Origin of the sequence: Nocardiopsis potens DSM 45234 (assembly GCF_000341105.1) — a bacterium.
GTDB classification, from domain to species: domain Bacteria; phylum Actinomycetota; class Actinomycetes; order Streptosporangiales; family Streptosporangiaceae; genus Nocardiopsis_A; species Nocardiopsis_A potens.
Genome location: NZ_ANBB01000010.1, coordinates 16,548 through 38,205 on the forward strand (window position 1 = coordinate 16,548; position 21,658 = coordinate 38,205).

Annotated in this window: 22 protein-coding genes; 12 read left to right on the top strand and 10 right to left on the bottom strand. The window is 76.0% G+C overall.

Annotated features, from left to right (window positions below):
* Positions 1-77 precede the first annotated feature (77 nt).
* The gene (locus D459_RS0104035; protein WP_017591715.1) at positions 78-539 is read right to left on the bottom strand and encodes an ASCH domain-containing protein; all 462 of its coding nucleotides are present in this window, start codon (positions 537-539) and stop codon (positions 78-80) included.
* A gap of 90 nt (positions 540-629) precedes the next feature.
* On the opposite strand from D459_RS0104035, the gene D459_RS0104040 reads away from it, so the two are divergent.
* Complete coding sequence (locus D459_RS0104040) at positions 630-1,163, top strand: pyridoxamine 5'-phosphate oxidase family protein (RefSeq protein WP_017591716.1); 534 nt, start codon at positions 630-632, stop codon at positions 1,161-1,163.
* Positions 1,164-1,265: 102 nt separating this feature from the next.
* On the opposite strand, the gene eda is transcribed toward D459_RS0104040, so the two are convergent.
* From eda to zwf, 4 genes are all read right to left on the bottom strand, one after another.
* Positions 1,266-1,898 (bottom strand): bifunctional 4-hydroxy-2-oxoglutarate aldolase/2-dehydro-3-deoxy-phosphogluconate aldolase, encoded by a 633-nt coding sequence (gene eda / locus D459_RS0104045; RefSeq protein WP_017591717.1) that lies wholly within the window; start codon positions 1,896-1,898, stop codon positions 1,266-1,268.
* Positions 1,895-2,890 (bottom strand): glucokinase, encoded by a 996-nt coding sequence (gene glk, locus D459_RS0104050; protein WP_017591718.1) that lies wholly within the window; start codon positions 2,888-2,890, stop codon positions 1,895-1,897. The genes eda and glk overlap by 4 nt, the downstream gene beginning before the upstream one ends.
* An 11-nt stretch (positions 2,891-2,901) precedes the next feature.
* Positions 2,902-4,710, bottom strand: coding sequence for a phosphogluconate dehydratase (gene edd / locus D459_RS0104055; protein WP_020380046.1), 1,809 nt, complete (start codon positions 4,708-4,710; stop codon positions 2,902-2,904).
* 149 nt (positions 4,711-4,859) lie between these two features.
* On the bottom strand, positions 4,860-6,350 hold the full coding sequence (gene zwf, locus D459_RS0104060) for a glucose-6-phosphate dehydrogenase (protein ID WP_017591720.1): 1,491 nt from the start codon (positions 6,348-6,350) through the stop codon (positions 4,860-4,862).
* Between the two features lie 144 nt (positions 6,351-6,494).
* Between zwf and D459_RS0104065 the strand changes: the two genes are divergently transcribed.
* Positions 6,495-7,703, top strand: coding sequence for an ROK family transcriptional regulator (locus D459_RS0104065; RefSeq protein WP_017591721.1), 1,209 nt, complete (start codon positions 6,495-6,497; stop codon positions 7,701-7,703).
* A gap of 148 nt (positions 7,704-7,851) precedes the next feature.
* On the opposite strand, the gene D459_RS0104070 is transcribed toward D459_RS0104065, so the two are convergent.
* Positions 7,852-8,322 (bottom strand): hemerythrin domain-containing protein, encoded by a 471-nt coding sequence (locus D459_RS0104070; protein WP_017591722.1) that lies wholly within the window; start codon positions 8,320-8,322, stop codon positions 7,852-7,854.
* Between the two features lie 243 nt (positions 8,323-8,565).
* Between D459_RS0104070 and D459_RS0104075 the strand changes: the two genes are divergently transcribed.
* Positions 8,566-9,078, top strand: coding sequence for a GNAT family N-acetyltransferase (locus tag D459_RS0104075; protein ID WP_017591723.1), 513 nt, complete (start codon positions 8,566-8,568; stop codon positions 9,076-9,078).
* Positions 9,079-10,630: 1,552 nt separating this feature from the next.
* Here the strand turns inward: D459_RS0104075 and D459_RS0104080 are convergent.
* Positions 10,631-11,128 (bottom strand): MarR family winged helix-turn-helix transcriptional regulator, encoded by a 498-nt coding sequence (locus D459_RS0104080; RefSeq protein ID WP_017591724.1) that lies wholly within the window; start codon positions 11,126-11,128, stop codon positions 10,631-10,633.
* 95 nt (positions 11,129-11,223) lie between these two features.
* Here D459_RS0104080 and D459_RS30685 point away from each other — a divergent pair, with 95 nt between their 5' ends.
* Positions 11,224-12,966: an FUSC family protein gene (locus D459_RS30685; protein ID WP_017591725.1), complete on the top strand. Its 1,743-nt coding sequence runs from the start codon at positions 11,224-11,226 to the stop codon at positions 12,964-12,966.
* A 430-nt stretch (positions 12,967-13,396) separates the two neighbouring features.
* On the opposite strand, the gene D459_RS36080 is transcribed toward D459_RS30685, so the two are convergent.
* A complete protein-coding gene (locus D459_RS36080; protein WP_017591726.1) occupies positions 13,397-13,570 on the bottom strand; it encodes a hypothetical protein in 174 nt (57 codons plus the stop codon).
* A gap of 79 nt (positions 13,571-13,649) precedes the next feature.
* Here D459_RS36080 and D459_RS0104095 point away from each other — a divergent pair, with 79 nt between their 5' ends.
* From D459_RS0104095 to D459_RS0104115, 5 genes are all read left to right on the top strand, one after another.
* Positions 13,650-14,171 carry a CGNR zinc finger domain-containing protein gene (locus D459_RS0104095; protein WP_026120040.1) on the top strand — a complete coding sequence of 174 codons (522 nt, stop codon included), beginning with the start codon at positions 13,650-13,652 and terminating at the stop codon, positions 14,169-14,171.
* Positions 14,172-14,654: 483 nt separating this feature from the next.
* Positions 14,655-14,840, top strand: a complete 186-nt coding sequence (locus D459_RS0104100; protein ID WP_017591728.1) for a hypothetical protein — start codon at positions 14,655-14,657, stop codon at positions 14,838-14,840.
* A gap of 177 nt (positions 14,841-15,017) precedes the next feature.
* The gene (locus D459_RS0104105) at positions 15,018-15,587 is read left to right on the top strand and encodes a PspA/IM30 family protein (protein WP_017591729.1); all 570 of its coding nucleotides are present in this window, start codon (positions 15,018-15,020) and stop codon (positions 15,585-15,587) included.
* Positions 15,580-16,218, top strand: coding sequence for a hypothetical protein (locus D459_RS33480; RefSeq protein ID WP_017591730.1), 639 nt, complete (start codon positions 15,580-15,582; stop codon positions 16,216-16,218). Before D459_RS0104105 ends, D459_RS33480 begins: the two co-directional genes overlap by 8 nt.
* 66 nt (positions 16,219-16,284) lie before the next feature.
* Complete coding sequence (locus tag D459_RS0104115) at positions 16,285-16,974, top strand: metal-dependent transcriptional regulator (protein WP_040709182.1); 690 nt, start codon at positions 16,285-16,287, stop codon at positions 16,972-16,974.
* A gap of 10 nt (positions 16,975-16,984) precedes the next feature.
* Here D459_RS0104115 and D459_RS0104120 read toward each other — a convergent pair whose 3' ends face one another.
* Positions 16,985-17,392, bottom strand: a complete 408-nt coding sequence (locus tag D459_RS0104120; protein ID WP_241484954.1) for a DUF6463 family protein — start codon at positions 17,390-17,392, stop codon at positions 16,985-16,987.
* Between the two features lie 270 nt (positions 17,393-17,662).
* Here D459_RS0104120 and D459_RS0104125 point away from each other — a divergent pair, with 270 nt between their 5' ends.
* The 3 genes from D459_RS0104125 to D459_RS0104135 are packed head-to-tail and all read left to right on the top strand — an operon-like array spanning position 17,663 to position 20,750.
* A complete protein-coding gene (locus D459_RS0104125) occupies positions 17,663-18,919 on the top strand; it encodes an ABC transporter substrate-binding protein (protein WP_017591733.1) in 1,257 nt (418 codons plus the stop codon).
* Positions 18,916-19,878: a carbohydrate ABC transporter permease gene (locus D459_RS0104130; RefSeq protein ID WP_017591734.1), complete on the top strand. Its 963-nt coding sequence runs from the start codon at positions 18,916-18,918 to the stop codon at positions 19,876-19,878. The genes D459_RS0104125 and D459_RS0104130 overlap by 4 nt, the downstream gene beginning before the upstream one ends.
* Positions 19,875-20,750: a carbohydrate ABC transporter permease gene (locus tag D459_RS0104135; protein ID WP_017591735.1), complete on the top strand. Its 876-nt coding sequence runs from the start codon at positions 19,875-19,877 to the stop codon at positions 20,748-20,750. Before D459_RS0104130 ends, D459_RS0104135 begins: the two co-directional genes overlap by 4 nt.
* Before the next feature lie 82 nt (positions 20,751-20,832).
* Here D459_RS0104135 and D459_RS0104140 read toward each other — a convergent pair whose 3' ends face one another.
* Positions 20,833-21,585 carry a (2Fe-2S)-binding protein gene (locus D459_RS0104140; RefSeq protein ID WP_017591736.1) on the bottom strand — a complete coding sequence of 251 codons (753 nt, stop codon included), beginning with the start codon at positions 21,583-21,585 and terminating at the stop codon, positions 20,833-20,835.
* Positions 21,586-21,658 lie beyond the last annotated feature (73 nt).

The following is a 21,658-nucleotide window of genomic DNA, read 5'->3' on the forward strand; positions in this document are numbered from 1 at the left end:
CTAAGTTGAATATGCGGCATGGGGGTGCCTCCTGTCAACACCTCGGAGAGGAGAAGGGAGGGAGCAGGAGCCGGGCCTCAGCCCCGCTCGGCGGCCCCGCGCAGGTCGGCGACGAGCCGGAACCGCTCCAGGACCACCGGCGTGGCGTCGTCCACCTCGGACCAGGCGCCGCCCAGCTCGGCGCGCATCTCCGCGCCGTGCCAGAACCGCTCGTGCCCGGCGCGCCACTCCGCCACCGAGGCGTCTCCTTCGCCCTCGGCCAGCACGTGCGCCAGGTCCACCTCGCCCAGCGGCACGGTGCGCACCTCGGTGGTCTCGATGACGGCGACCGGGCGCCCGGCCGAGTCGACCACCGTCCCCCGCACGCCGGGCCGCGGCATCTCCTCGCCGGAGTGGTCGAACTCGGCCAGCAGCGTCGTGGTGGAGGTCTTCTCACCGGTGAGGACCGCGCCCACCAGCGCGTCCCGCAGCGGACCGGGGAAGGCGAACTCCACCACCGGGGGGAGAGGGGCGCCGCCGGCGCCCGCGAGGGTCGTCATCCGGCCAGGCTAGCGCCGCCCCGGGCGATGAGTCCCGGCGCCCGGGGGAGTCGGAAAGGGGACGGAACCGGAGCGGAGAGGAAGACCGGCATGAGCGACAGGTCCGAGGTCGGCCCGGCGACCCGGCTCGACGAGCGCTACAGCAGCGAGGGCGCCGAAGCGGTCCCCTGGCCGCAGGCGCGCGCGGTACTGGAGAAGGCGGGGATCTTCTGGCTGACCACGGTGCGCCCGGACGGGCGCCCGCACACCACCCCGCTGATCGCGGTCTGGTCGGAGGGCGCGGTGTACTTCTGCACCGGCGCCGATGAGCGCAAGGCCCGCAACCTGGCCGGAAACCCGCACGTCACCGTGGTCACCGGCAGCAGCGACCTGCACTCCGGGCTCGATGTGGTGGTGGAGGGCGAAGCCGAGCGGACCGGCGACGAGGCGCTGCTGCGCCGCGTGGCCGGCGCCTACACCGCCAAGTACGGCGACGAGTGGCGGTTCGAGGTGGAGGACGGCGCCTTCCGGCACCCCGACGGCGGGCGGGCCGACGTCTACCGGGTCGCCCCGGTCACCGCGTTCGGCTTCGCCCGGGGGGCCGCGTACGGCCAGACCCGATGGCGGTTCGCCCCCGCGGGCTGAGGCCCGGCCCGGCGGGGCGGCCGCCCCGCCGGGCCCGGAAACGCGGAAGGGGCGGGCGCGGGGGCGCCTCCGCGCCCGGCGCCCGCCCCCTCGGGCGCTCCGCTAGCCGCGCAGTGCCGCGGCCTGGCGGGCCAGGGCCTCGATCGCGCCCCAGTCCTCGGCCGCCACCGCCTCGGCCGGGGTCAGCCAGGTGCCGCCGACGCAGCCCACGTTGGGCAGCGCCAGGTAGTCCGGGGCGCTCGCCGGGGTGATGCCGCCGGTGGGGCAGAACCGCACCTGCGGCAGCGGCCCGGCCAGCGACTTCAGGTAGGGGCGGCCGCCCGCGGCCTCGGCGGGGAAGAACTTCATCGCGGTGACGCCCTGCTCCAGCAGCGCCAGCGCCTCCGAGGCGGTGGCCACGCCGGGCAGGAACGGCAGCCCGGTGCCGGCCATGGCGCCGCGCAGCCGTTCGGTGCAGCCGGGGCTGACCAGGAAGGCCGCGCCCGCCTTGGCCGCCGCGGCGGCCTGCTCGGGGTCGGTGACGGTGCCGGCGCCGACCACGGCCTCGGGGACCTCGGCGGCGATCCGCTCGATCGCCGGCAGCCCGGCCTCGGTGCGCAGGGTGACCTCGATGGCCGGCAGCCCGCCCCGGGCCAGGGCGCGGGCCAGCGGCACCGCCCGGTCCGCGTCGTCGAGCACCACCACCGGCACCACCGGGGCGAGGGCGAAGAGGTCGTCGCTGGTCTTGGGATTCACGCACGCTCCAACTGCTGGTCGAGCCGGGCCGCCGCGCCGAGCAGCGCCGGGTTCCCGGCGGTGATCAGCACGGTGGCGATGTTCTTCAGGTAGTCGGTCATCCGGCCCTTGGCCTCGAAGCGCATCCGGAAGCGCCCGTCGCGCAGGACGCCGGGGATGCGGGGGAGGACCCCGCCGCCGAGGAAGACGCCGCCGGTCGCCCCCAGGGTGAGGGCGACGTTCCCGGCGAAGCCGCCGAGCAGGGCGCCGAAGACCTCCAGGGTCTCACGGGCCAGGGAGTCGGCCCCGTCCGGGTCGGTGCCGGCCGCGGTGATCTCACCGGGGGTCAGGTCGGGCGCCCCGGTGCCGAGGATCTCGCCCAGGGCGCGGTGCAGCCGGGGCAGGCCCGGGCCGCTGAGCAGCGCCTCCGCGCTGACCCGGCCGCGCTCGGCGGTGATCACCCGGACCACCTCGGCCTCCAGGTCCTCCACGGCGGGGGCGTCCACGTGCCCGCCCTCGCCGGGCAGCGGCAGCCACCCGCCGGCGGGCAGCGGGACCAGCCCGGCCACGCCCAGGCCGGTGCCCGGGCCCAGGACCGCCATCGGGGCGGCCGGGTCGACCGAGCCGCCGCCCAGCGGCAGCAGGTCCTCCTCGCCCAGCGCGGGCAGCGACTGCGCCAGCGCCGCGAAGTCGTTGACCACCTCCAGGTGGTCCAGGCCCAGGCCGGCGCGGTCCCGCTCGACCGAGAAGTCCCAGCCGACGTTGGTCAGCCGGATCCGGTCGCCCAGCACCGGGCCGGCCACCGCGACGCAGGCCGCCGAGGGGCGCACCTCCTCGGGCAGCCCGGCGAGGTAGGCGCGGACCGCCGAGGCCAGCCCGTCGTGCAGGGCGCTGGGCACCTTGCCCACGTGCACCGGGCGCGCGCCGGCCTCCCGCACCAGGCCGAACCGCGCGTTGGTGCCGCCGATGTCGCCGACCAGCCAGGGCCGCTCGACGCCGGGAGCGGACTGCACAGATGTCACCGTCATCCTCCAAAGACGCTGGCGCCGCGCTCGGCCGGGCCGACCGAGGCGCGGAAGGCTGCGAAGAGCTCGCGGCCGGTGCCTGCGGAGGAGTCGACGGTGGGCTCCGCCGGGGCCCGGTCCCCCAGGTCGGCGGCGAGCACCTCCAGTGTGCCGGATTCGGCGTCCAGGCGTACCGTGTCGCCGTCGCGCACCCGGGACAGCGGGCCGCCCGCGGCGGCCTCGGGGGAGACGTGGATGGCGGCCGGCACCTTGCCCGAGGCGCCCGACATCCGCCCGTCGGTGACCAGGGCGACCTTGTGCCCGCGGTCCTGCAGCACGCCCAGCGCCGGGGTGAGCTTGTGCAGCTCGGGCATGCCGTTGGCGGCCGGGCCCTGGAAGCGCACCACCGCGACGACGTCGCGGTCCAGCTCGCCCGCGGCGAACGCCTCCTGCAGCGCGGCCTGGGAGTCGAAGACCCGGGCGGGCGCCTCCACCACGCGGCGCTCCGGGGCGACCGCGGACACCTTGATCACCGACCGGCCCAGGTTGCCGCGGAGCATGCGCAGACCGCCGTCGGCGGAGAACGGGTCGTCGGCCGGGCGCAGCACGGTCTCGTCGCCGCTCTCCTTGGGCTCGTCGCCCCAGGTCAGCTCGGTCCCGTTGAGGATCGGCCGCTGCCGGTAGCGGTCCAGGCCGGGGCCGGCGACGGTGCCCGCATCGGGGTGGAGCAGCCCGGCGTCGAGCAGCCGGCCGATCAGGTAGGCCATCCCGCCGACCTCGTGGAAGCGGTTCACGTCGGCCGAGCCGTTGGGGTACATCCGGGCGAGCAGCGGCACCACCTCGGACAGCTCCGCGAAGTCGTCCCAGGTCAGCTCGATGCCGGCGGCCCGGGCGATGGCGACCAGGTGCAGCGTGTGGTTGGTGGAGCCGCCGGTGGCCAGCAGCGCGACCACGGCGTTGACGATCGCGCGCTCGTCGACCATCTCGCCGACCGGGGTGTGCTCGCCGGCCAGGGCGGTGAGCCCGACGACGCGGCGGCCCGCCTCGGCGGTGAGCGCCTCGCGCATCGGGGTGCCGGGCTGCTCGAAGCTGGCGCCGGGCAGGTGCAGCCCCATGACCTCCATCAGCATCTGGTTGGAGTTGGCGGTGCCGTAGAAGGTGCAGGTGCCCGGGGAGTGGTAGGCGGCCGACTCGGCCTGCAGCAGCTCGGTCCGGTCGGCCCGGCCCTCGGCGAAGCGCTGGCGGACCCGGGCCTTCTCCTTGTTGGGCAGCCCGGAGGGCATCGGCCCGGCGGGCACGAAGGCCACCGGCAGGTGGCCGAAGCTCAGCGCCCCGATGAGCAGGCCGGGCACGATCTTGTCGCACACGCCCAGCATCAGGGCGCCGTCGAACATGTCGTGGGAGAGCGCGATGGCGGTGGACATCGCGATGACGTCCCGGCTGTACAGGGAGAGCTCCATGCCGGCCCGGCCCTGGGTGATGCCGTCGCACATGGCGGGCACGCCGCCGGCGAACTGGGCGACGCCGCCGGCCTCGGCCACCGCCTTCTTGAGCACCGCCGGGTAGTCGTGCAGCGGCTGGTGCGCGGAGAGCATGTCGTTGTAGGCGGAGACGATGGCGATGTTGGGCTTGGGCGTGCTGCTCAGCGCCAGCTTCTCGCCGACCGTGCAGGCGGCGATGCCGTGCGCGAGGTTGGCGCAGCCCAGGGCGGCCCGGGACGGGCCCTCCTCGGCGGCGGCGCGGATGCGCTCCAGGTATGCCGCCCGGGAGGCGGCGCTGCGGGCCGCGAGGGCCTCGGTCACGTCAGCGATGCGCGGATGCAGGGACAACGGTGGTGCTCCCTCGTCGTGCCGGTGGTTCGGGTCGTGCCGCGCCCGCCGGGACCGACCGGGATCGGCCGGGGCCGGCCCTTCCCGGGAGGGGCCCGGCGGGGCGGGTGCTGCGGGGCGCCCGGCGGTGCCGTCCGCCGGGCGCGGGATCAGTCCAGCCAGGTCCGGCCGGAGCGGGCGAGCAGCCGGTGCGCGCCGTCGGGGCCGGTGCCGCCGGGGGCGTAGGGCTCGGGATCGGTGCCCTGCCAGGCGGAGATGACCGGGTCGGCCCAGCGCCAGGCGGCCTCCACCTCGTCCCGGCGCATGAACAGGGTCGGGTCGCCCGCCATGACGTCCATCAGCAGCCGCTCGTAGGCGTCGGGGGAGCGGACCGCGAAGGTGTCGGCGAAGCTGAGCTCCAGCGGCGCCGGGCGCAGCCGCAGCCCGCCCGCGCCGGGCTCCTTGGCGAGCATGTGCAGGTGGATGGTCTCCTCCGGCTGCAGCCGGATGACCAGCCGGTTGGGGGCGGCGGCCTGGCCGGGGAAGATCGGGTGCGGGACGTCGCGGAACTGCACCGCGATCTCGGAGTAGCGGCGCGCCATCCGCTTGCCGGTGCGCAGGTAGAAGGGGACTCCGGCCCAGCGCCAGTTGGCCACCGAGGCCTCCAGGGCGACGAAGGTCTCGGTGGCGCTGGGGCCGTCGGCGCCGGGCTCCTCGGCGTAGCCGGGCACCGGGCGCCCCGACTGGACTCCGGCGGTGTACTGGCCGCGGGCGGTGCGCTCCAGCGCCTCGGGGCCGGACAGCGGCTTGAGCGCGCGGAGCACCTTGACCTTCTCGTCGCGGACCGCGTCGGGGTCGAAGCCGGCCGGCGGCTCCATGGCGATCAGGCAGAGCAGCTGCAGCAGGTGGTTCTGGACCATGTCGCGCATGGCCCCGGAGCGGTCGTAGTAGTCGCGCCGGGAGCCCACGCCGACCGTCTCGGCCGCGGTGATCTGCACGTGGTCGACCCAGCGGCTGTTCCAGACCGGCTCCAGGAACATGTTGGCGAAGCGCAGCGCCAGCAGGTTCTGCACCGTCTCCTTGCCGAGGTAGTGGTCGATGCGGAAGATCCGCTCCTCGGGGAAGACCGCGCCCACCTCGTCGTTGATGGCCTGGGCGGAGGCCAGGTCGCGGCCGAGCGGCTTCTCCAGCACGACCCGGGAGCGGTCGGTGACCAGGCCGCGGGCGGCCAGGTCGGCGCAGACCCGGCCGAACAGCATCGGCGGCATCGCCAGGTAGAAGACCCGGTCGCGGTCGCCGCCGAGCAGGCCGGCCAGGTGCTCCCAGCCGCCGCCGGGCTGGTCGAGGTCGAGGCTGACGTGGTGCAGCCGGTCGGTGAAGCGGCGCACCAGCGCGCCGGAGACGGCCCCGGCGCGCAGCACCGAGGGGCTCTCGCGGACCGCGGCGGCGGCCTTGCCGCGGTAGTCGGCGTCGTCCACGCCGTCCCGGGAGACGGCGATGATCCGCACCTCGGGGCCCAGGCCGCCCTCGGTCTCGCAGAGGAAGAGGGCCGGCAGCAGCTTGCGCAGGGCGAGGTCGCCGGTACCGCCGAAGACGACCAGGTCGGTCGGCCCGGTGGGCGGCGCGGGCTCCGCGTGCGGGGCGGGGACAGGTGCGGACATCGCGACCTTTCCAGGGACTTCGGGGTGATCGGTTGAAACCTAACGGCAACTTCCGTCACACCACAAGTCATACTTCTGAAATTCTTTTTGCATAAGTAGGGAAGTTCCGCCCCCGCAGGGCCCCGAACATGGTTCAATTGCGGCATGCCACGACGCCCCGGACAGGCCGCCCCGACCGCCACCAGCGGCCACGTCCTGCGGCTCATCCGGACCGGCGAGGCGACCACCCGCGCCGAGATCGCCCGGCACACCGGCCTGTCCCGCCCCTCGGTCGCCTCCCGGGTCTCCGAACTCCTCGACGCCGGCCTGGTCACCGACGGCGACAGCGGCCCCTCCAGCGGCGGCCGCCCTCCCGGCCGGCTGGCGCTCAACGCCGACGGCGGCGTGGTGCTCAGCGCGGCCCTGGGCATCTCCCGCAGCCAGGCCGCCGTGTGCGACCTGGCCGGCCGGGTCCTGGCCCGCACCGAGGGCTCACCCGAGGTCGCCCAAGGCCCCGACACCGCGCTGCCGTGGCTGATGGAGACCTGGACCCGGCTGCTCGGCGAGTGCGGCCGCGCCGCGGAGACCGCGCGCGGCGTCGGCATCGGCCTGCCCGGGACGGTCCGCTTCGCGCTGGGCCGCGCCGAGCAGCCGCCGGTGCTGCACGGCTGGGGCGGCGTGGACATCGCCCCGCTGGTCGCCGAGCGCTTCCCGGTGCCGGTGCTGCTGGACAACGACGTCAACGTGATGGCGCTCGGCTCGCACATGGCCGACTACCCCGACACCGACGACCTGGTCTTCGTGAAGGTCTCCACCGGCGTCGGCGCCGGCATCATCTCCGGCGGCGCGCTGCTCCGCGGCGCGCTGGGCGCCGCCGGGGAGATCGGGCACATCCCGGTCCCCGGCGGCGGGGGAACGGTGTGCCGGTGCGGCAACACCGACTGCCTGGAGTCGCTGGCCGGCGGGCCCGCGCTGCTGGCCCGGTTCGCCGAGCGCGGCCGCACCGCCTCCGGCGCCCAGGAGCTGGCCGCGCTGGCCGCCGACGGCGACCCCGACGCGGTGGCGCTGGTCCGCGAGGCGGGCCGCAGGGTCGGCGAGGTGCTCTCCGGCGCGGTCAACCTGCTCAACCCGGCGGTGATCGTGCTCGGCGGGCACCTGGGCACCGCCTTCGACCACCTGGCCGCCGGGGTCCGCGAGGCGGTCTTCGCCCGCTGCACCGCCCTGGCCACCCGCCAGCTGCGGATCGCCCCCAACCGCTCCGGCGGCGAGGCCGGCCTGCGCGGCGGCGCCGCCCTGGTGCTCGACCACATCCTCGCCCCCGAAGCGGTCGACGCGGCCCTGGCCTCCGGCACCGCCCGCCCCGCCGGGGTCTGACCCCGCCGCCGGAAGGAAACCGGGGAAACCGGGAGGGACCCGCCCAGGGCGGTGATCTCGGATCTCGACGGCGCACTCGGCGCCGCGGCCCTACCGCAGGGCGCCCTGGCAGGGCCGCGACGCCGAGGTCACCGGCGGCGGGGGAGGGTCACAGCGGCCCCAGGACGTCGCGCGGATCGGCGTCCAGGGCCAGGGTGTCGAGCACGGTGAGCAGTTTCCGCTCCTCGTAGCGGAAGTGCGACTCCATGATCGCGGCGATCCCCTCGAAGTGCCGGTCGAGTTCGGCCGGGGAGGCCCTCCGGTCCAGCGCGGCCTGCAGGTCGGTGAGGAGGTACTCGATCATCGAATGGTCCTGCTGCAGGCGGTGCAGGGTCTCGCGCAGTTCGGGGCGGGCCGCGGCGATCGCGGGGAACAGCTCCCGGTCCTCGCCCTTGTGGTGCCCGCTCAGCGCGGTGCAGAAGCCGTGGCAGAACAGCAGCAGGTCGCGCGCGGCCGGTTCGGCCGCTCCGCCGTCCTCCAGGGCGGCCCGCGCCACCCGCAGGGCCTTGCGCAACCGCTCGTGGACGGCGCGCAGTTCACGGCTCCAGGCGATCAGCCTGGTCTTCTCGCCCTCAGTCACGAGAGGGCGAAGGGGACGACGTCTTCATCGCCGTACTCCTTCGGGTTCCGCGCCTCCATGCCTGACACGGACTGCCACCGGCACGCGACACTGGGGCCAGCGTAGCGGCTCCGGGGCCTTGCGGCAGCTGCGGCCCCGAGGGGCGGCGGTCTCCAGGGGGCGGCAGGCGGCGGCCGGACCGGCCGCCGTGTACATTCGCCTGCCGGGCCTCCCGGACCGCCCGGGGCCCGAGAGGGGGCGAGCATGGCCGGGACCGGCGAGGAGCAGGGGCATACCGGGGAACCGTCCCCGCCCGAGGGCGTCGAGGTGCGCCGGGCCGAGGCCCGAGACCTGCCGGAGATCGTCGCGCTGCTCGCCGACGACCCGCTGGGCGCCGGCCGGGAGGACGCCTCTGACCTCGCCCCCTACCGGGCGGCCTTCGCCGAGATCGGCGCCGACCCGAACCAGTTCCTCGCGGTGGCGGTACGCGGGGACCGAGTGGTCGGCACCCTCCAGGTCACCTTCATTCCGGGCCTGTCCCGCGGCGCGGCCAAGCGCGCCCAGATCGAGGCGGTCCGGGTGCACCGCAACGAGCGCGGCTCCGGCCTCGGCGGCCACCTGATGGCCTGGGCCGAGGCCCGCGCCCGGGAGGCGGGCTGTGCTCTAGTTCAGCTCACCTCCGACCGGACCCGCCCCGACGCCCACCGGTTCTACGAGCGGCTCGGCTACACGCCCGGCCACATCGGCTTCAAGAAGCCGCTGCCGACATCGGACTGAACCGGGATCCAGGCCGTCCGGTCGCCCCCTGCGGGCCGCCGTCTCCCACCCCGAACCGAGCACCCCGACCGAGCACGGCGTGCACGGCGCCCCACGGGGCCGGAGTTCAGACGGGCAGCGACGGCGGGAGGGGACCGGCCGGTCGGTCGGGCGCGGCGCCCCGCAGAGCGAAGGTCAAGACGGGCGGCGAAGGCAGCGGTAGGGGCGAGGCAGAGGCGGTCACCCGAGCGCGGCGCCTCGCGGAGCGAAGGTCAAGACGGGCAGCGACGGCGGCAGTGGGCACCGGCCGGTCGGTCCGGCGCGGCGCCTCGCGGAGCGAAGGTTCAGACCGGCGGCGACGGCGGCAGTGGGCACCGGCCGGTCGGTCCGGCGCGGCGCCCCACGGGGCCAAGGTCCAAGCGGGCGGCGAGGGCGGGCAGGGGCACCGGCCGGTCGGTCGGGTGCGGCAGAGCGGGGCGGAGGGCGGTCGGGGTGGGCCGGGGTGGCGGGTTCGCCGTTCCCGCGTCGCCCCGGGCGCCGTTGCCGGCCGCCCTTGAAACCGCTGCCCCTCCCTGACCTGGGTGAATACGCAGGGTGATGGTGGGGTGGGGTGCCCTGCGCACCGCGAGAGCACCCCGGTGATTCCCGGGCGCGCATCCCGGCCCGGATCGGCCCCCGTCAGGCCCGAATCGCTCTGATCGGGCCGGTGATCGGGGGTTCGAGCCGCCCGCAAGGCCGCAAAGCAGGGGACCGGAACCCGGGCAGGGGCGGCACGGGGGCGAGATGTCGCTTTTGCCCTGCAGGAAGGACCCGCCTCGGCCACTCTGGGTGATCGGAGAGGGGGCGATGGGGGCCTGGGGGCTTACTACTCGCTGGTAGATGCAATCGGGGTGCTCTCGCGGTGCGCAGGGCGCCCCCACCTGCGCCCGCCCCTCGCCGCGAACCGGGCATACAGGGATAAGGCCCCCTGGTGGGCGCGGGCCGGGCCGGTGAACGCGGCGCCCGGCCCCTCCCGCCGTCGCCGCCCGCTTGAACCCCCGCTCCGCGAGGCGCCGCACCCGACCGACCGGCCGGTCCCCTCCCCGCCTTCGCCGACCGCTTGAACCCCGGCCCCGTGAGGCGCCGCGCCCGGGCGACGCCTGCACCTTGCCCTTACCGGCGCCGTCGCCGCCCGCTTGAACCCCCGCTCCGCGAGGCGCCGCACCCGACCGACCGGCCGGTGCCCTGCCCGTCGCCGCCGCCTGCTTGAAGCCCGGCCCCGCGAGAGGGCGCGCCCGACCGACCGGCCGGCACGCCCTCCTGCCGTCGCTGCCCGTATTGACCCCCGCTCCGCGAGACGCCGCGCCCGGGTGACCGCCTGCACCCCGCTCCTACCTGCGCCGTCGCCGCTGCTTGAACCTGCACTCCGTGAGGCGCCGTACTCGGCCGGCTCGGCCGGAGCGCCCGGCCCCGCCCCTTCCTCGGGTGTCGCCGTCTGCATGAGCCCCGGCCCCGTGGGGTGCCGGGCCCGGCCGGAGGTGGGGGGCGATGCGACTCAGGGGCCAAAAGCAGGGGCGTGAGGGCGGGAAACCGGTCAGAGCCCCTCGGCGCGGTCGATCGGGGTGAGGACCGCGGCGAGGGCGGCGGCGAGCGCCTCGCGCTCCGCCGGGGGGAGCGGGGCGAGGATGCCGGCCTCGCGCTCCAGCTGCTCGGCGAAGAGCCGGTCGATGAGGGCGGCCCCCGCCTCGGTGAGGCGGACGTCGACCTCGCGGCGGTCGCGCTCGGAGGGGGTGCGGGCGATCAGGCCGGCCTGCTCCAGGCGGATCAGCCGCTTGGTGGTGGCCGCACCGGAGGAGATGGTCTCCCGGGTGAGCCTTCCGGGGCGCAGGCCGGAGGGGGAGGCCCGGCGCAGCGCGGCCAGGACCTCGAACTCCGGGCGGGAGACGCCCGACCCGGCCAGGCCCTCCTCGGTGGCCTGGTTCATCAGCGCGGCCAGGCGGAGGACCCGCCCCATCACCTCCATGCTGGACAGGTCCAGGTCGGGGCGGCGCTCCGCCCAGCTGTCCCGAAAGCGGGCCACGGCGTCGCCCATGGTCCCCTCCGCTCCTCCGCACCGGGGCCGCGGCCCGGCCGCGTCGCCCATCTCACGTTTCTTTCACTCGTGAAACACTCTACGATAATTTACTTGTGAAAGATCTTCCGTCCTCGGCCCTCCGGCTCCGCCGGGCCCTGGGGGTCCGCGCCGCGTTCGCACCCCGCAGGCTGCACGGCAACATCCTGGTCACCGCCGTGCGCGCCGGGCTGTGCGTACTGGCCGCGGTCGGCTCGCTGTACGCCCTGGACCGCCCCGACCTGGCGCCCTACGCCGCCCTGGGCTGCTTCACCGCGCTCTACGCCCGGGACGACTCCTACGCCCGCCGCGGCTGGGTGCTGGCGCTGGTCGGTACCGGCCTGACCGCCTCGGTCGCGCTGGGCGGCCTGGTCGCGCCGGTCGGCGGGCTCGCCCTGCCGGTGCTGGTCGTCGCGCTGGTCGCCGCCGCGGCCAAGTACGCCTCCGACGCGCTGGCGCTCGGCCCGCCCGGCGGGCTGATGTTCGTCTTCGCGGCGGGCGTGGCCGCCTACACCCCGCAGAGCGCCGCCGCCCTGCCCGGCGAGGTCGCGATCACCGCCGGGGCGGCCCTGTTCTGCTGGTGCGCGGCGCTGGCCGGCCGGCTGGCCCACCCGCTCGCCCCGCAGCGGCTGGCGGTCTCCCGAGCGCTGATCGCCGCCGCCCGCCACCTGGAGGCGGCCCCGCGCTCGCCGACCGCCCGGCACGCCGCCCACCAGGCCGTCCAGCGCGCCTGGTCGGTGCTGGGCGAGGCCCCGCGGGGCCGCCGCGCCCCGGTCCTGGACCGGCTGGAGGCCCTCACCGCGCGCGCCGAGGCGCTGCTGCCCGGCGCCCCGGACCCCGTCCGCGACGCCCGCACCGCCGCCGAGCTGTACGAACTGGCCCGCCGCACCCGGCGGAGGCGCTCGCCCGACCTCCTGGCCTCCCCCGCCGAGGCCGCCGTGCTGGCCGCCCGCGCCCGGGAGCGGCGCGCCGCCGCGGCCGCAGCCGCCGGGCCCCGACGCCTACGTCTCTCCGGGTTGCGCGAAGCGCTGCGCCGCCCTTCGCCGACGCCGGTCTCGGTGCTGCGGATCTTCCTCGCCTCGGCCGCCGCCGGGCTGGCCGGCGCGGCGTTCGGCATCGAGCACGGCTACTGGGCGGCGGTGTCGGCCGGGGCGGTGCTGCAGTCGGTGAACGTCACCGCCACCTGGCACCGCACCCTGCAGCGCGGCGCGGGAACCGTGGTCGGCGCGCTGCTCGCCGCCGCCCTGTTCACCTTCGCCGACCCCGCGCCGTGGCAGCTCATCGCGCTGGTCGCGCTCTGCCAGGCCTGCGCCGAGCTGCTGGTGCTCACCAACTACGGCTACGCCATCGTCTTCGTGACCCCGCTGACCGTGGCGCTGTCCCGGCTGGCGCACCCCGCCCCGGCCGGCGAGCTGGTCGCCGAGCGGGTGGCGGCCACCCTGCTCGGGGCGGCCATCGGGGTCGCGGTGAGCATCGCCCTGGTCAACCGGGGCAACTCCGCCCGGCTGGCCGGTGCGCTGGCGGCCTGCCGGCGGGCCCGCGCCGAGCTGGCCGAGCGCACCGGCTTCGGGTCGGAGGGAACCGGTGCGGACGGCAGCGGCGCGGAGGGAACCGGTGCGGCCCGCGACCGGCTGTCCGCGGCGGTGGTGGCGCTGCGCGAGGCGCACATCGCGGCCCAGGGCGAGCCGTGGGCCGAGCGCCCGGGCGACGAGGAGGTGCTGGCAGCCGAGCACGAGGCCTACGAGCTGCTGGCCCGCACCGCCCGTACCGCCGGTTCCGGGGAGCGGCAGGGGGCCGCGGTACCGGCCGCCGGCGCCTGACGCCCGCAGTACGCGCCCGCGCGTCCGCTCTGGAGGGGCCTCGCCCGGGCCGTGCGCCCGGCCTGTGCAGGCGGCCGGTTCAGGCGGCCCGTTCGGGCCGGCCACTCGGCGGGGAGGAGGACGGCGCCCGACGCCCGGTTTCTCCCGCCGGGGCCGCCCCGCCCCCTCGGTCCTCCGGCGATTCGGCGGGCTGTACCGCGGCTCGGCGCGGGGGCGAGGGGCGGCGTCCCGCCGGGCCGGTCGCCTCTCGGGCCGGGGCCGGGCGAGCGGTCGCCCGGCCCCGGCCCTCGGCACGGGTTACGCGGGCCTGCGAGGGCCTGTGCGGGCCCGCGCCGAACGGGGTCCTTCTCCGGTCCCCGCCGCACCCCCAGGAGCGGCGGGGACCGTACCGCTCCGACCGAAAGGACGGTCCCGGTCGGAGCGCGGCCGGTCAGCCCCGGGAGAGGCCGCCGGCCAGCTCGACCCGCCTGCGCCCGCACGGGCAGCGCAGGTAGCGCACGATGCCCTCGGTCGTGTAGTGCGAGGACTCCACCTCGGCGGCGCCCTCCGGCCGACCGCACGCCCCGCAGGACCTGGTGTCGAACCCGGTGCCGTACGCCCTCATCGCGGCCTCCCCCTAACGCCCGGGGGCCGGCGGCCCTGTCCGCCGGTCCCGACGGCGAACAGCATGGTGTAATGCCCTTGTGCAGTTCAACACTTACGGAGGGACCGGGACGTTCCTCGCCGTGGACCTGCTCAACTCGGCGGACCGCGGCCCCGAAGCCCTGTCGGGGATCCTCCGGGCGCACCGGGTCACCCTCCCCGACATCGACGCCGACCAGGCTCGCCGGCTGTCGGCCTGGGTGGAGCGGCTGCGGCCGCTCTTCGGCGAGACCGACCGGGACCGCCAGATCGCCCTGCTCAACGGACTGCTCCGGGAGTCGGCCACCTGCGTGCAGATCTCCACGCACGACGGCGCCGACCCGCACCTGCACTACGTCAGCCAGGTGCCCGACACCGCGGAGCGGCTCAAGGGGACCACCTCCGGCGGGCTGGCCGTCGCCCTCTGCGGCGCCGGCGGCGACCGGCTGGGGTGCTGCGCCCGCGACGGCTGCCGGGTGGTCTTCGTCGACACCTCGCGCAACGGGCGCCGCCGGTTCTGCTCGGTCGCCTGCGCCAACCGGGTCAACGTCGCCGCCCACCGGGCCCGCGCCGCGGCCCGCTGACACCGGTGGGCAGGGGCCGCGGGAACGGGTCGTCCTTTCGCCGCGGCGTTCCCCCGCAGCCGGGCCGAATGGAGCGGAACGCCCGCGGCCGCGAATTGGCGTGACCATCATCACCTTTTCCGCGAGATTCCCCCCGGGGCGGCGACCGGAACACCGAAACGGCAGGAAGAAGCGGTGGAACGGTGTCGCCGGGCCGGCCCGACACACCCTTTCACCCGCAGGTCCTCTTGCGGCCAAACGGCCCCGCAAGGGCGGTCGCGGAGCGCGACCAGCCCCTGTCCAGGTCGGACACGGCGGCCGCCCGGGCCCGCGGAAGCCCGCCCGCCGGCGCCTGGGCCTTGCGGGCCCCCTCCGGACCGGATAATCCTTTCCCTGAGGAATGGGCGTCGATTAACACGCCGTTCTCGAAGGGATGGTTCACAAGACCGTTTCCGTTCACGAGTGCGTCCATTTCGTCCTCCGTACCCCTTCGAAAGGACATCGGTGAAGAACGCTCGCCTCCTGATCAATTCCGGCGGCACGGTGGCGGCCTCGGCGCTGCTGGCCTCCCTGCTCGCCGCCCCGGTCTCCGCCGAGGCCGACCTCCTCCGGACCGGCGCGGGCGAGCCCCTGCTGCGCCGGCGCCCGAAGAGCCGCCCCCCGGCGCCGAGGCCTCCCCGGACGGACTGACCGCCGCCGGGAACGGCCGGAGAAGGCGGTCACCGGCTCCTTCGCGGCCGTTCATCGCCCGGACGCGGCCCCGTCGGCCGGCGGACACGGGCCGGGGTAGGGAAGGGGCGCCCCCCGTTCCCCCTTCCGGAGGCCCCCATCGGCTCCCTGCTCCGGTACCGCACCGCGGTCCGCACCGTGCTCCTGGCCACCGCCGCCATGCTCGGCGTCTCCGGCGACTACGCCGGCACCCTGGAGGGCGGCACCTGGTACCAGCGCGGCTGGATGCTCCTGTTCGCCCTGGCGATCTTCGCCGCGCACATCGCGGTGGAGCTGTTCAACACCCGCGAGGACCGGCGGATGGACCGCGCCCTGGAGGACGCCCGCGACGACCTCGCCGAGGCGCGCGAGGAGCTGGACCGGCTGCAAGGGGAGAAGAAGCGCCTGGAGCGCGACGTCGGCGACCTCCGCGGGAAGGCCGCCGCGCACCTGATCAGGATCCAGGAGGCCAAGAAGGACTCCGACGACCTCGCCTGGCTCGCCGGCCCGCAGGGCAGGCAGGCCCTCCAGGGCCTCCAGGACTTCGCCGAACGGGTCCTGGACACCCCCGCTCCGGACCGGGCGGGGCCCGCCGCCGGGCGGCGCGCCGCCCCCGGGGCCGCACCGCGCCGCGGCGTGCCGCCGGTCGCCCTCCAGCTGGCCACCGGCCTGCTCGTCGCGCTCCTGGCCGGGGCCGCCGTGCTCGGAATCGAGATCTTCCTTGACTGACCGCAACCCCCCGCGCGCCCGGCTCGGCGCCGCCGCGGCCGCGCTGCTCGCCACCGCCGCCTGCACCGGATACGAGCCGGCGCACCACACCGACGTGGTCAGCCACACCGACGCGCACGGCGCAGCCTGCACCACGGTGGCGGTGCGGAAGCCCGGCGCCCGGACCGCGAGGGAGACCGAGAGCAGCACCGACTGCGCGTTCCCGCCCGAGGGCGAGCGGCCCGCCGAGGCCGGTCGGCGGCCGCTGCCCGACCCCGACCCCGGGCGGGAGTGGGGCTGGACCGCGCTGCTCACCTTCACCGACGCGCACGGGCGCGCCTGCACCCTCGCGGCCACCCTGCTCGGCAGCGGCGCCGTCGACGAGACCGCCCTGGACTGCGACTACCCGCCGCCGGGCGCCTCCCCCGGCGCCGACACCCGCACCGACCCGCCCGACCCCGACCCGGACTCCGACGACTACCGGATCGAGGTCGCCTCGTTCACCGACGCGCACGGGCGCGCCTGCACGACCACCACCTCCAAGGCGGCGGTCATCCTGACCGGCGGGGGCTCCGAGATCGACCTGACCTGCTCCTACCCCGAGGACGGGGGCGCGGTGGCCCAGCCCTCCGAGCGGCCGCTGCCCGAATGAGGCCGGCCGTCCACACCCCGGTCGGAAGCACCGGCCCGAGGGGCCGTTCACGGTAGCGTTGGGACCATGGAAACAGCACCACCGGACCGGCCGTCCACGTCGGTGGAGGACTACGTGAAGGTCATCTACGACCTTCAGGAGCGCGGCGCGGGGCCCGTCACGATCTCGGCGATGGCCGAGCGGCTCTCGGTGTCCAACTCCTCGGTCTCGGGGATGCTGCGCAAGCTCGGCGAGCTCGGCCTGGTCGACCACCGCCGGTACGGCTCGGTGCAGCTGACCGAGACCGGCGCCAAGGCCGCGCTGGCGGTGCTGCGCCGGCACCGGCTGCTGGAGACCTACCTGGTGGAGGCGCTGGGCTACTCCTGGGACGAGGTGCACGAGGAGGCCGAGGAGCTGGAGCACGCCGTCTCCGACAAGTTCGTCGACCGGATCGCCGAGCACCTGGGCGACCCGGTGGTCGACCCGCACGGCGACCCCATCCCCACCCGCGACGGCAAGGTGGTCCAGCGCGCCACCGGGCTGCTGTCCGAGGCCGAGGCGGGCACCGCCGGCACCATCGTCCGGGTCAACGACACCGACCCCGAGCTGCTGCGCTACCTGGCCGAGCAGAACATCGGCATCGGCATGCGCATCGAAGTGGTGGAGCGCCAGCCCTTCGGCGGGTCGCTGATCGTGCGGATCGGCTCCGGCGGCCAGACCCGGGAGCGCTCGCTGGGCCTGGTCGCCGCCGAGGCGCTGTGGATCGGCCGCCCCTGAGGCGCCCCGCTCAGCGCGGCCGCACCGCCCCGTCGCCGGCGCGCCGCGCCGCCCGGGCCCGCAGGTCCTCGGCGATGAGCAGCCCCGCGGGGACGAACCCGGTCAGGAACCCGCTGGGGCCGATGAGCAGCACGCACCCGCCCGCCCAGGCCGCGATCGCCCAGCCGGTGTAGGCCGGCAGGGCCTCGCCGCGCCGCCCCAGCCGGGCCACCGTCAGCCCGAACAGGACCAGCACCGCGGTGAAGCCCCCGGGGAGCGCCCAGAAGACCGAGTAGGACGCGTCGCTCCCCCCTCCGGACCACAGCCCGCCGGAGAGCCACTCCGCCCAGTAGGGGTGCGGCAGGAAGAAGAGGGTGTGCAGGGCGCCGATGGCCACCATCGACCAGCCGGCGCCCACTGTCAGCCGTTTCGCGCTCATTCCCCCAGCCTCGCGGCGCCGCCCGCCGCGCACCTCCCGCGCGCGGGGGAGGCCCGGCCCCGGCAGGGGGAACCGGTCCGGCCGGCGCGGGGAGAGGCCGCGCCGCTCATCTGAGCGCCGCCGGTCACGTCTTGGCGACGTGACCGGCGGCACTATTGCCGTGCGCGGTTCCGGGAGAAAAGATGACGGATGCGTTGACAGTGTGACCCAAGGCACGTATCGGGGCAGGGCGGTGGGACGGGGGGCGTCCGGCCCGGGGAGGGAATCCTCATGCGCAGACGTTGGACGCGGGCCTCCGCCGCGGCGCTGGGAGCCGTGCTCGCCGCCTCCGGGTGCGGGGGAGGGGGCGGCGGGAACCAGGTCGAGGTCTTCTCCTGGTGGACCGGCGGCGGGGAGGAGGCCGGGCTGAACGCCCTCATCGACCGGTTCGAGCAGGACAACCCCGGCACCGAGTTCGTGAACGCGGCGGTGGCCGGCGGGTCGGGCACCAACGCCCAGGCGGTGCTGGAGGGGCGGCTGCAGAGCCAGGACCCGCCCGACTCCTTCCAGGGCCACGCCGGCGCCGAGCTGCTGGACTACATCGAGGCCGGCTACCTCCAGCCGCTCGACGACCTCTACGACGAGCAGGGGCTCCGCGAGGCCCTGCCCGAGCAGCTGGTGGAGCAGATCAGCCACGACGGCAGCGTCTACTCGGTGCCGGTGAACATCCACCGCTCCAACGTCATGTGGTTCAACCCCTCGGTGCTGGAGGAGGCCGGGGTGGAGGAGCCGCCGCGGACACTGGACGAGCTGATCGGCGCCCTGGACGCGGTCGAGGAGAAGACCGACGCGATCCCGATGGCGGTGGGCGCCCAGTGGACCGTGGACCACCTGCTGGAGAGCGTGCTGCTGGGGTCGCTGGGCCCGGAGGGCTACAACGCCCTGTGGGAGCCGGGCGCGGACTGGGACACCCCCGAGGTCGCCGCGGCCCTGGCCGACTTCGAGGCGGTCATGGAGCACACCCAGGAGGAGTCGGCCGCCGAGGACTGGCAGGAGGCCGCGCAGCGGGTCGCCGAGGGCGAGGCGGCCTTCAACATCATGGGCGACTGGGCCGCCGGCTACTTCGACGAGCTGGGCAAGACCGCCGGCGAGGACTACGACTGGGCGCCCTCGCCCGGCACCGAGGGCACCTACATGTGGCTGTCGGACAGCTTCACCCTGCCGGTGGGCGCCCCCAACGAGGAGGCCGCCCGCACCTGGCTGGAGCTGGTCGGCAGCAAGGGCGGCCAGGACGCCTTCAACCCGCTCAAGGGCTCCATCCCGGCGCGCTCCGACGCCGACCCGCAGGCCTACGCCGACAGCCCCTACCTGTCGGCGGCGCTGGAGGAGTGGCAGTCCGGCCCGGAGCTGGCCGGGTCGTTCTGGCATGGGGTGACCGTGGACAACCGGTGGAAGAACGACATCGACACCGCGGTCGGCCTGTACCTGCAGGACGGCGACCTCGACGGGCTCCAGGCCGCCCTGCACCAGGCCGCGCAGGCCGAATGAGCGCGGCGGGCGGGGCGGCGCCCGCCGCCCCCTCCCCGGCGCCCCGGCGCCGCGCCCGGCGGGGCGCGGGCCGGGCCGCCTCCTGGCTGCCCGGGCTGCTGCTGGTCTCGCCCTCGATCGTGCTGATCGCGGTGTTCGTCTACGGCATGATCGGCTGGAACACCGCGCTGGCCCTGTCCGACAAGCACGCCCCGATCGAGGAGGGCTCCTTCGCCGGCCTGGAGAACCTGGCCGCGCTCTGGCAGGAGGCGCGCTGGCCGGCGGCGGTGGCCAACGCGGCGGTGTTCACCGTGTTCTTCGTCGGCGGGGCGCTGCTGCTGGGCTGGCTGCTGGGGCTGCTGCTGGAGAAGGGCATCGCCGGCGAGCCGGTGCTGCGCACCCTGTTCCTGGCGCCGATGGCGGTCTCCTTCATCGCCACCGGGGTGGTGTGGCGGTGGCTGATGAACCCGGCCCCGGCCGAGCGGGCGACCGGCCTCAACGCGCTCTTCGTCCACCTGAACCTGGACTTCCTGGTCAACGACTGGTGGACCGCGCCCGACCTGGGCATGGCGGCGATGGCGCTGCCCGCCGTCTGGCAGCTGTCCGGCTACATCATGGCGCTGTTCCTGGCCGGGTTCCGCGGGGTGCCCGAGGAGCTGCGCGAGGCCGCCCGGGTGGACGGCTGCTCGGAGTGGCAGGTCTACCGGCACGTGGTCATGCCGCAGCTGCGGCCGGTCACCCTGACCGCGGTGATCATCCTGGGCCACATGTCGCTGAAGGTGTTCGACCTGATCATCGCGGTCGCCGGCAAGCAGATCGCGGCCGACGTCCCGGCGGTCTACATGTGGACGATGGTCTTCGAGGTGCGCGACCCGGCCAAGGGCGCGGCGATCGCGACCTACCTGCTGCTGGCGGTGGCGGTGTTCGTCGTCCCCTACCTGGTGTGGACGGTGCGCAAGGAACGGAGCGAGGGCCGATGAGCGGGACCGTGCCGGGCGCCGACCGGGTGATCGCGGCCGGCGGGCGGACCGCGGGCACCACCCGGCGCGGCCAGGCGGTGAAGTTCGCGGTGCTGCTGGCGCTGGCGGTGCTGTTCCTGCTGCCGATGTACGTGCTGCTGGTCACCGGGTTCAAGCCGTTCGCCGAGGCCACCGCCGGGCGGGCGTGGCTGCCGCCGCGGGAGTGGAGCCTGCAGGGGTGGGCGGCGGCCTGGGAGGCGCTGGCCCCGGGGCTGTGGAACAGCGTGCGGATGGCGGTGCCCAGCGCGGTGCTCTCGGCGCTGCTGGGCTCGATGAACGGCTACGTGCTGGCCCGGTGGCGCTTCCCCGGCGCCGACGCGGTGTTCACCCTGTTCCTGTTCGGGATGTTCATCCCCTACCAGGCGGTGATGATCCCGCTGCAGCAGACGCTGGTCTCGGCGAACCTGATGGGCGGGCTGTTCCCGCTGATCCTGGCGCACACCGTGTACGGCATCCCGATCTGCACGCTGATCTTCCGCAACTACTACGCCGCCGTCCCGCACACCCTGATCGAGGCGGCCCGGGTGGACGGCGCGGGCATGCTCGGCACCTACGCCCGGGTGGTGCTGCCGCTGTCGGCGCCGGCCTTCGCGGTGACGCTGATCTGGCAGGCCACCTCGGCCTGGAACGACTTCCTGTTCGCGGTCTTCCTCACCGGGCCGGACAGCTGGCCGGTGACGGTGCAGCTGAACAACGTCGCCGGCTCCATGGTGGTGCCCTACAACCAGCAGATGGCCGCGGCGGTGCTGGCGTCGCTGCCCACCCTGGCCGTCTACCTGGTGCTGGGCCGCTACTTCATGCGCGGGCTGATGGCCGGGGCGCTCAAGGGCTAGACGCACACCCTGCCCTGCAGGCCCCGGTGGCCCCGGCGCCGCGGAGGCGTCGGAGCGCTCTGGTGCGCCCGCGGCGCCGAGGTCACCGCCCGGGGGCGGGGCGGCGGCCGAGCAGGGCGCAGTCCCCGCACTTGCCGGCCCCGGGGAGCCGGTAGTACAGGCAGCAGGTGGTGCGCACGAAGGACTCGGCCACCCCGGTACCGGGCTCGGCCGGGCCGCCGAGCCCGGCCAGGGGCGGGGCGGCCAGCAGCTCGGCGCCGGTGCGCGAGGCCGCCCCGGCGGTGCCCGGGCGGGCCCGGGCCAGCGCCTGCAGCGCCCCGGCCAGCGCGGAGGCCGCGTCGCCCCACAGCAGCCGGGAGGCGACCGGGGTGCGGGCGCGCACCGCGCCGGCCAGCGGGGCCAGCACCGCGGTGAGGACGTGCCGGTGCAGGGCCGCGGCGGCGCCGCCCGGGCCGGCGGCGTGCGCGCGGTCGCCGGTGCGGGCCGGGGCCAGGGCCCCGAAGGCGTCGGTGCGCCACCCCAGCGACCCCGGGTCGGCCAGCACGCCGTGGCAGAGCACCGAGGCGGCGGCGGGGGAGAGCAGCCGGGCGGCCGCGCCCTGGAAGAACAGCGAGGCGGCGACCCGGGCCTCCACCCGGTGCGGCGCGGTCCCGGCGCGCTCGGCCAGCCGGGCGCGCACCGCCGCCACCTGGGCGTCCAGGTAGTCCGGGTCGCGCCACAGGTCGGCCAGCGGCCGCACCCGGTCCGCGGGCAGGGCGGGGACCTCGAAGAACGGGTTGATCCGGGCGATGTCCTCCAGGGCGCGGCGCAGCGCGCCCGGTTCGGCGCCGTCCATCTGGTGCTCCTCGGCGAACGCCCGGCCGCTGCCGGTTCCGGTGGGACGAGGGCGATCCTAGCCGCGGAGGCGG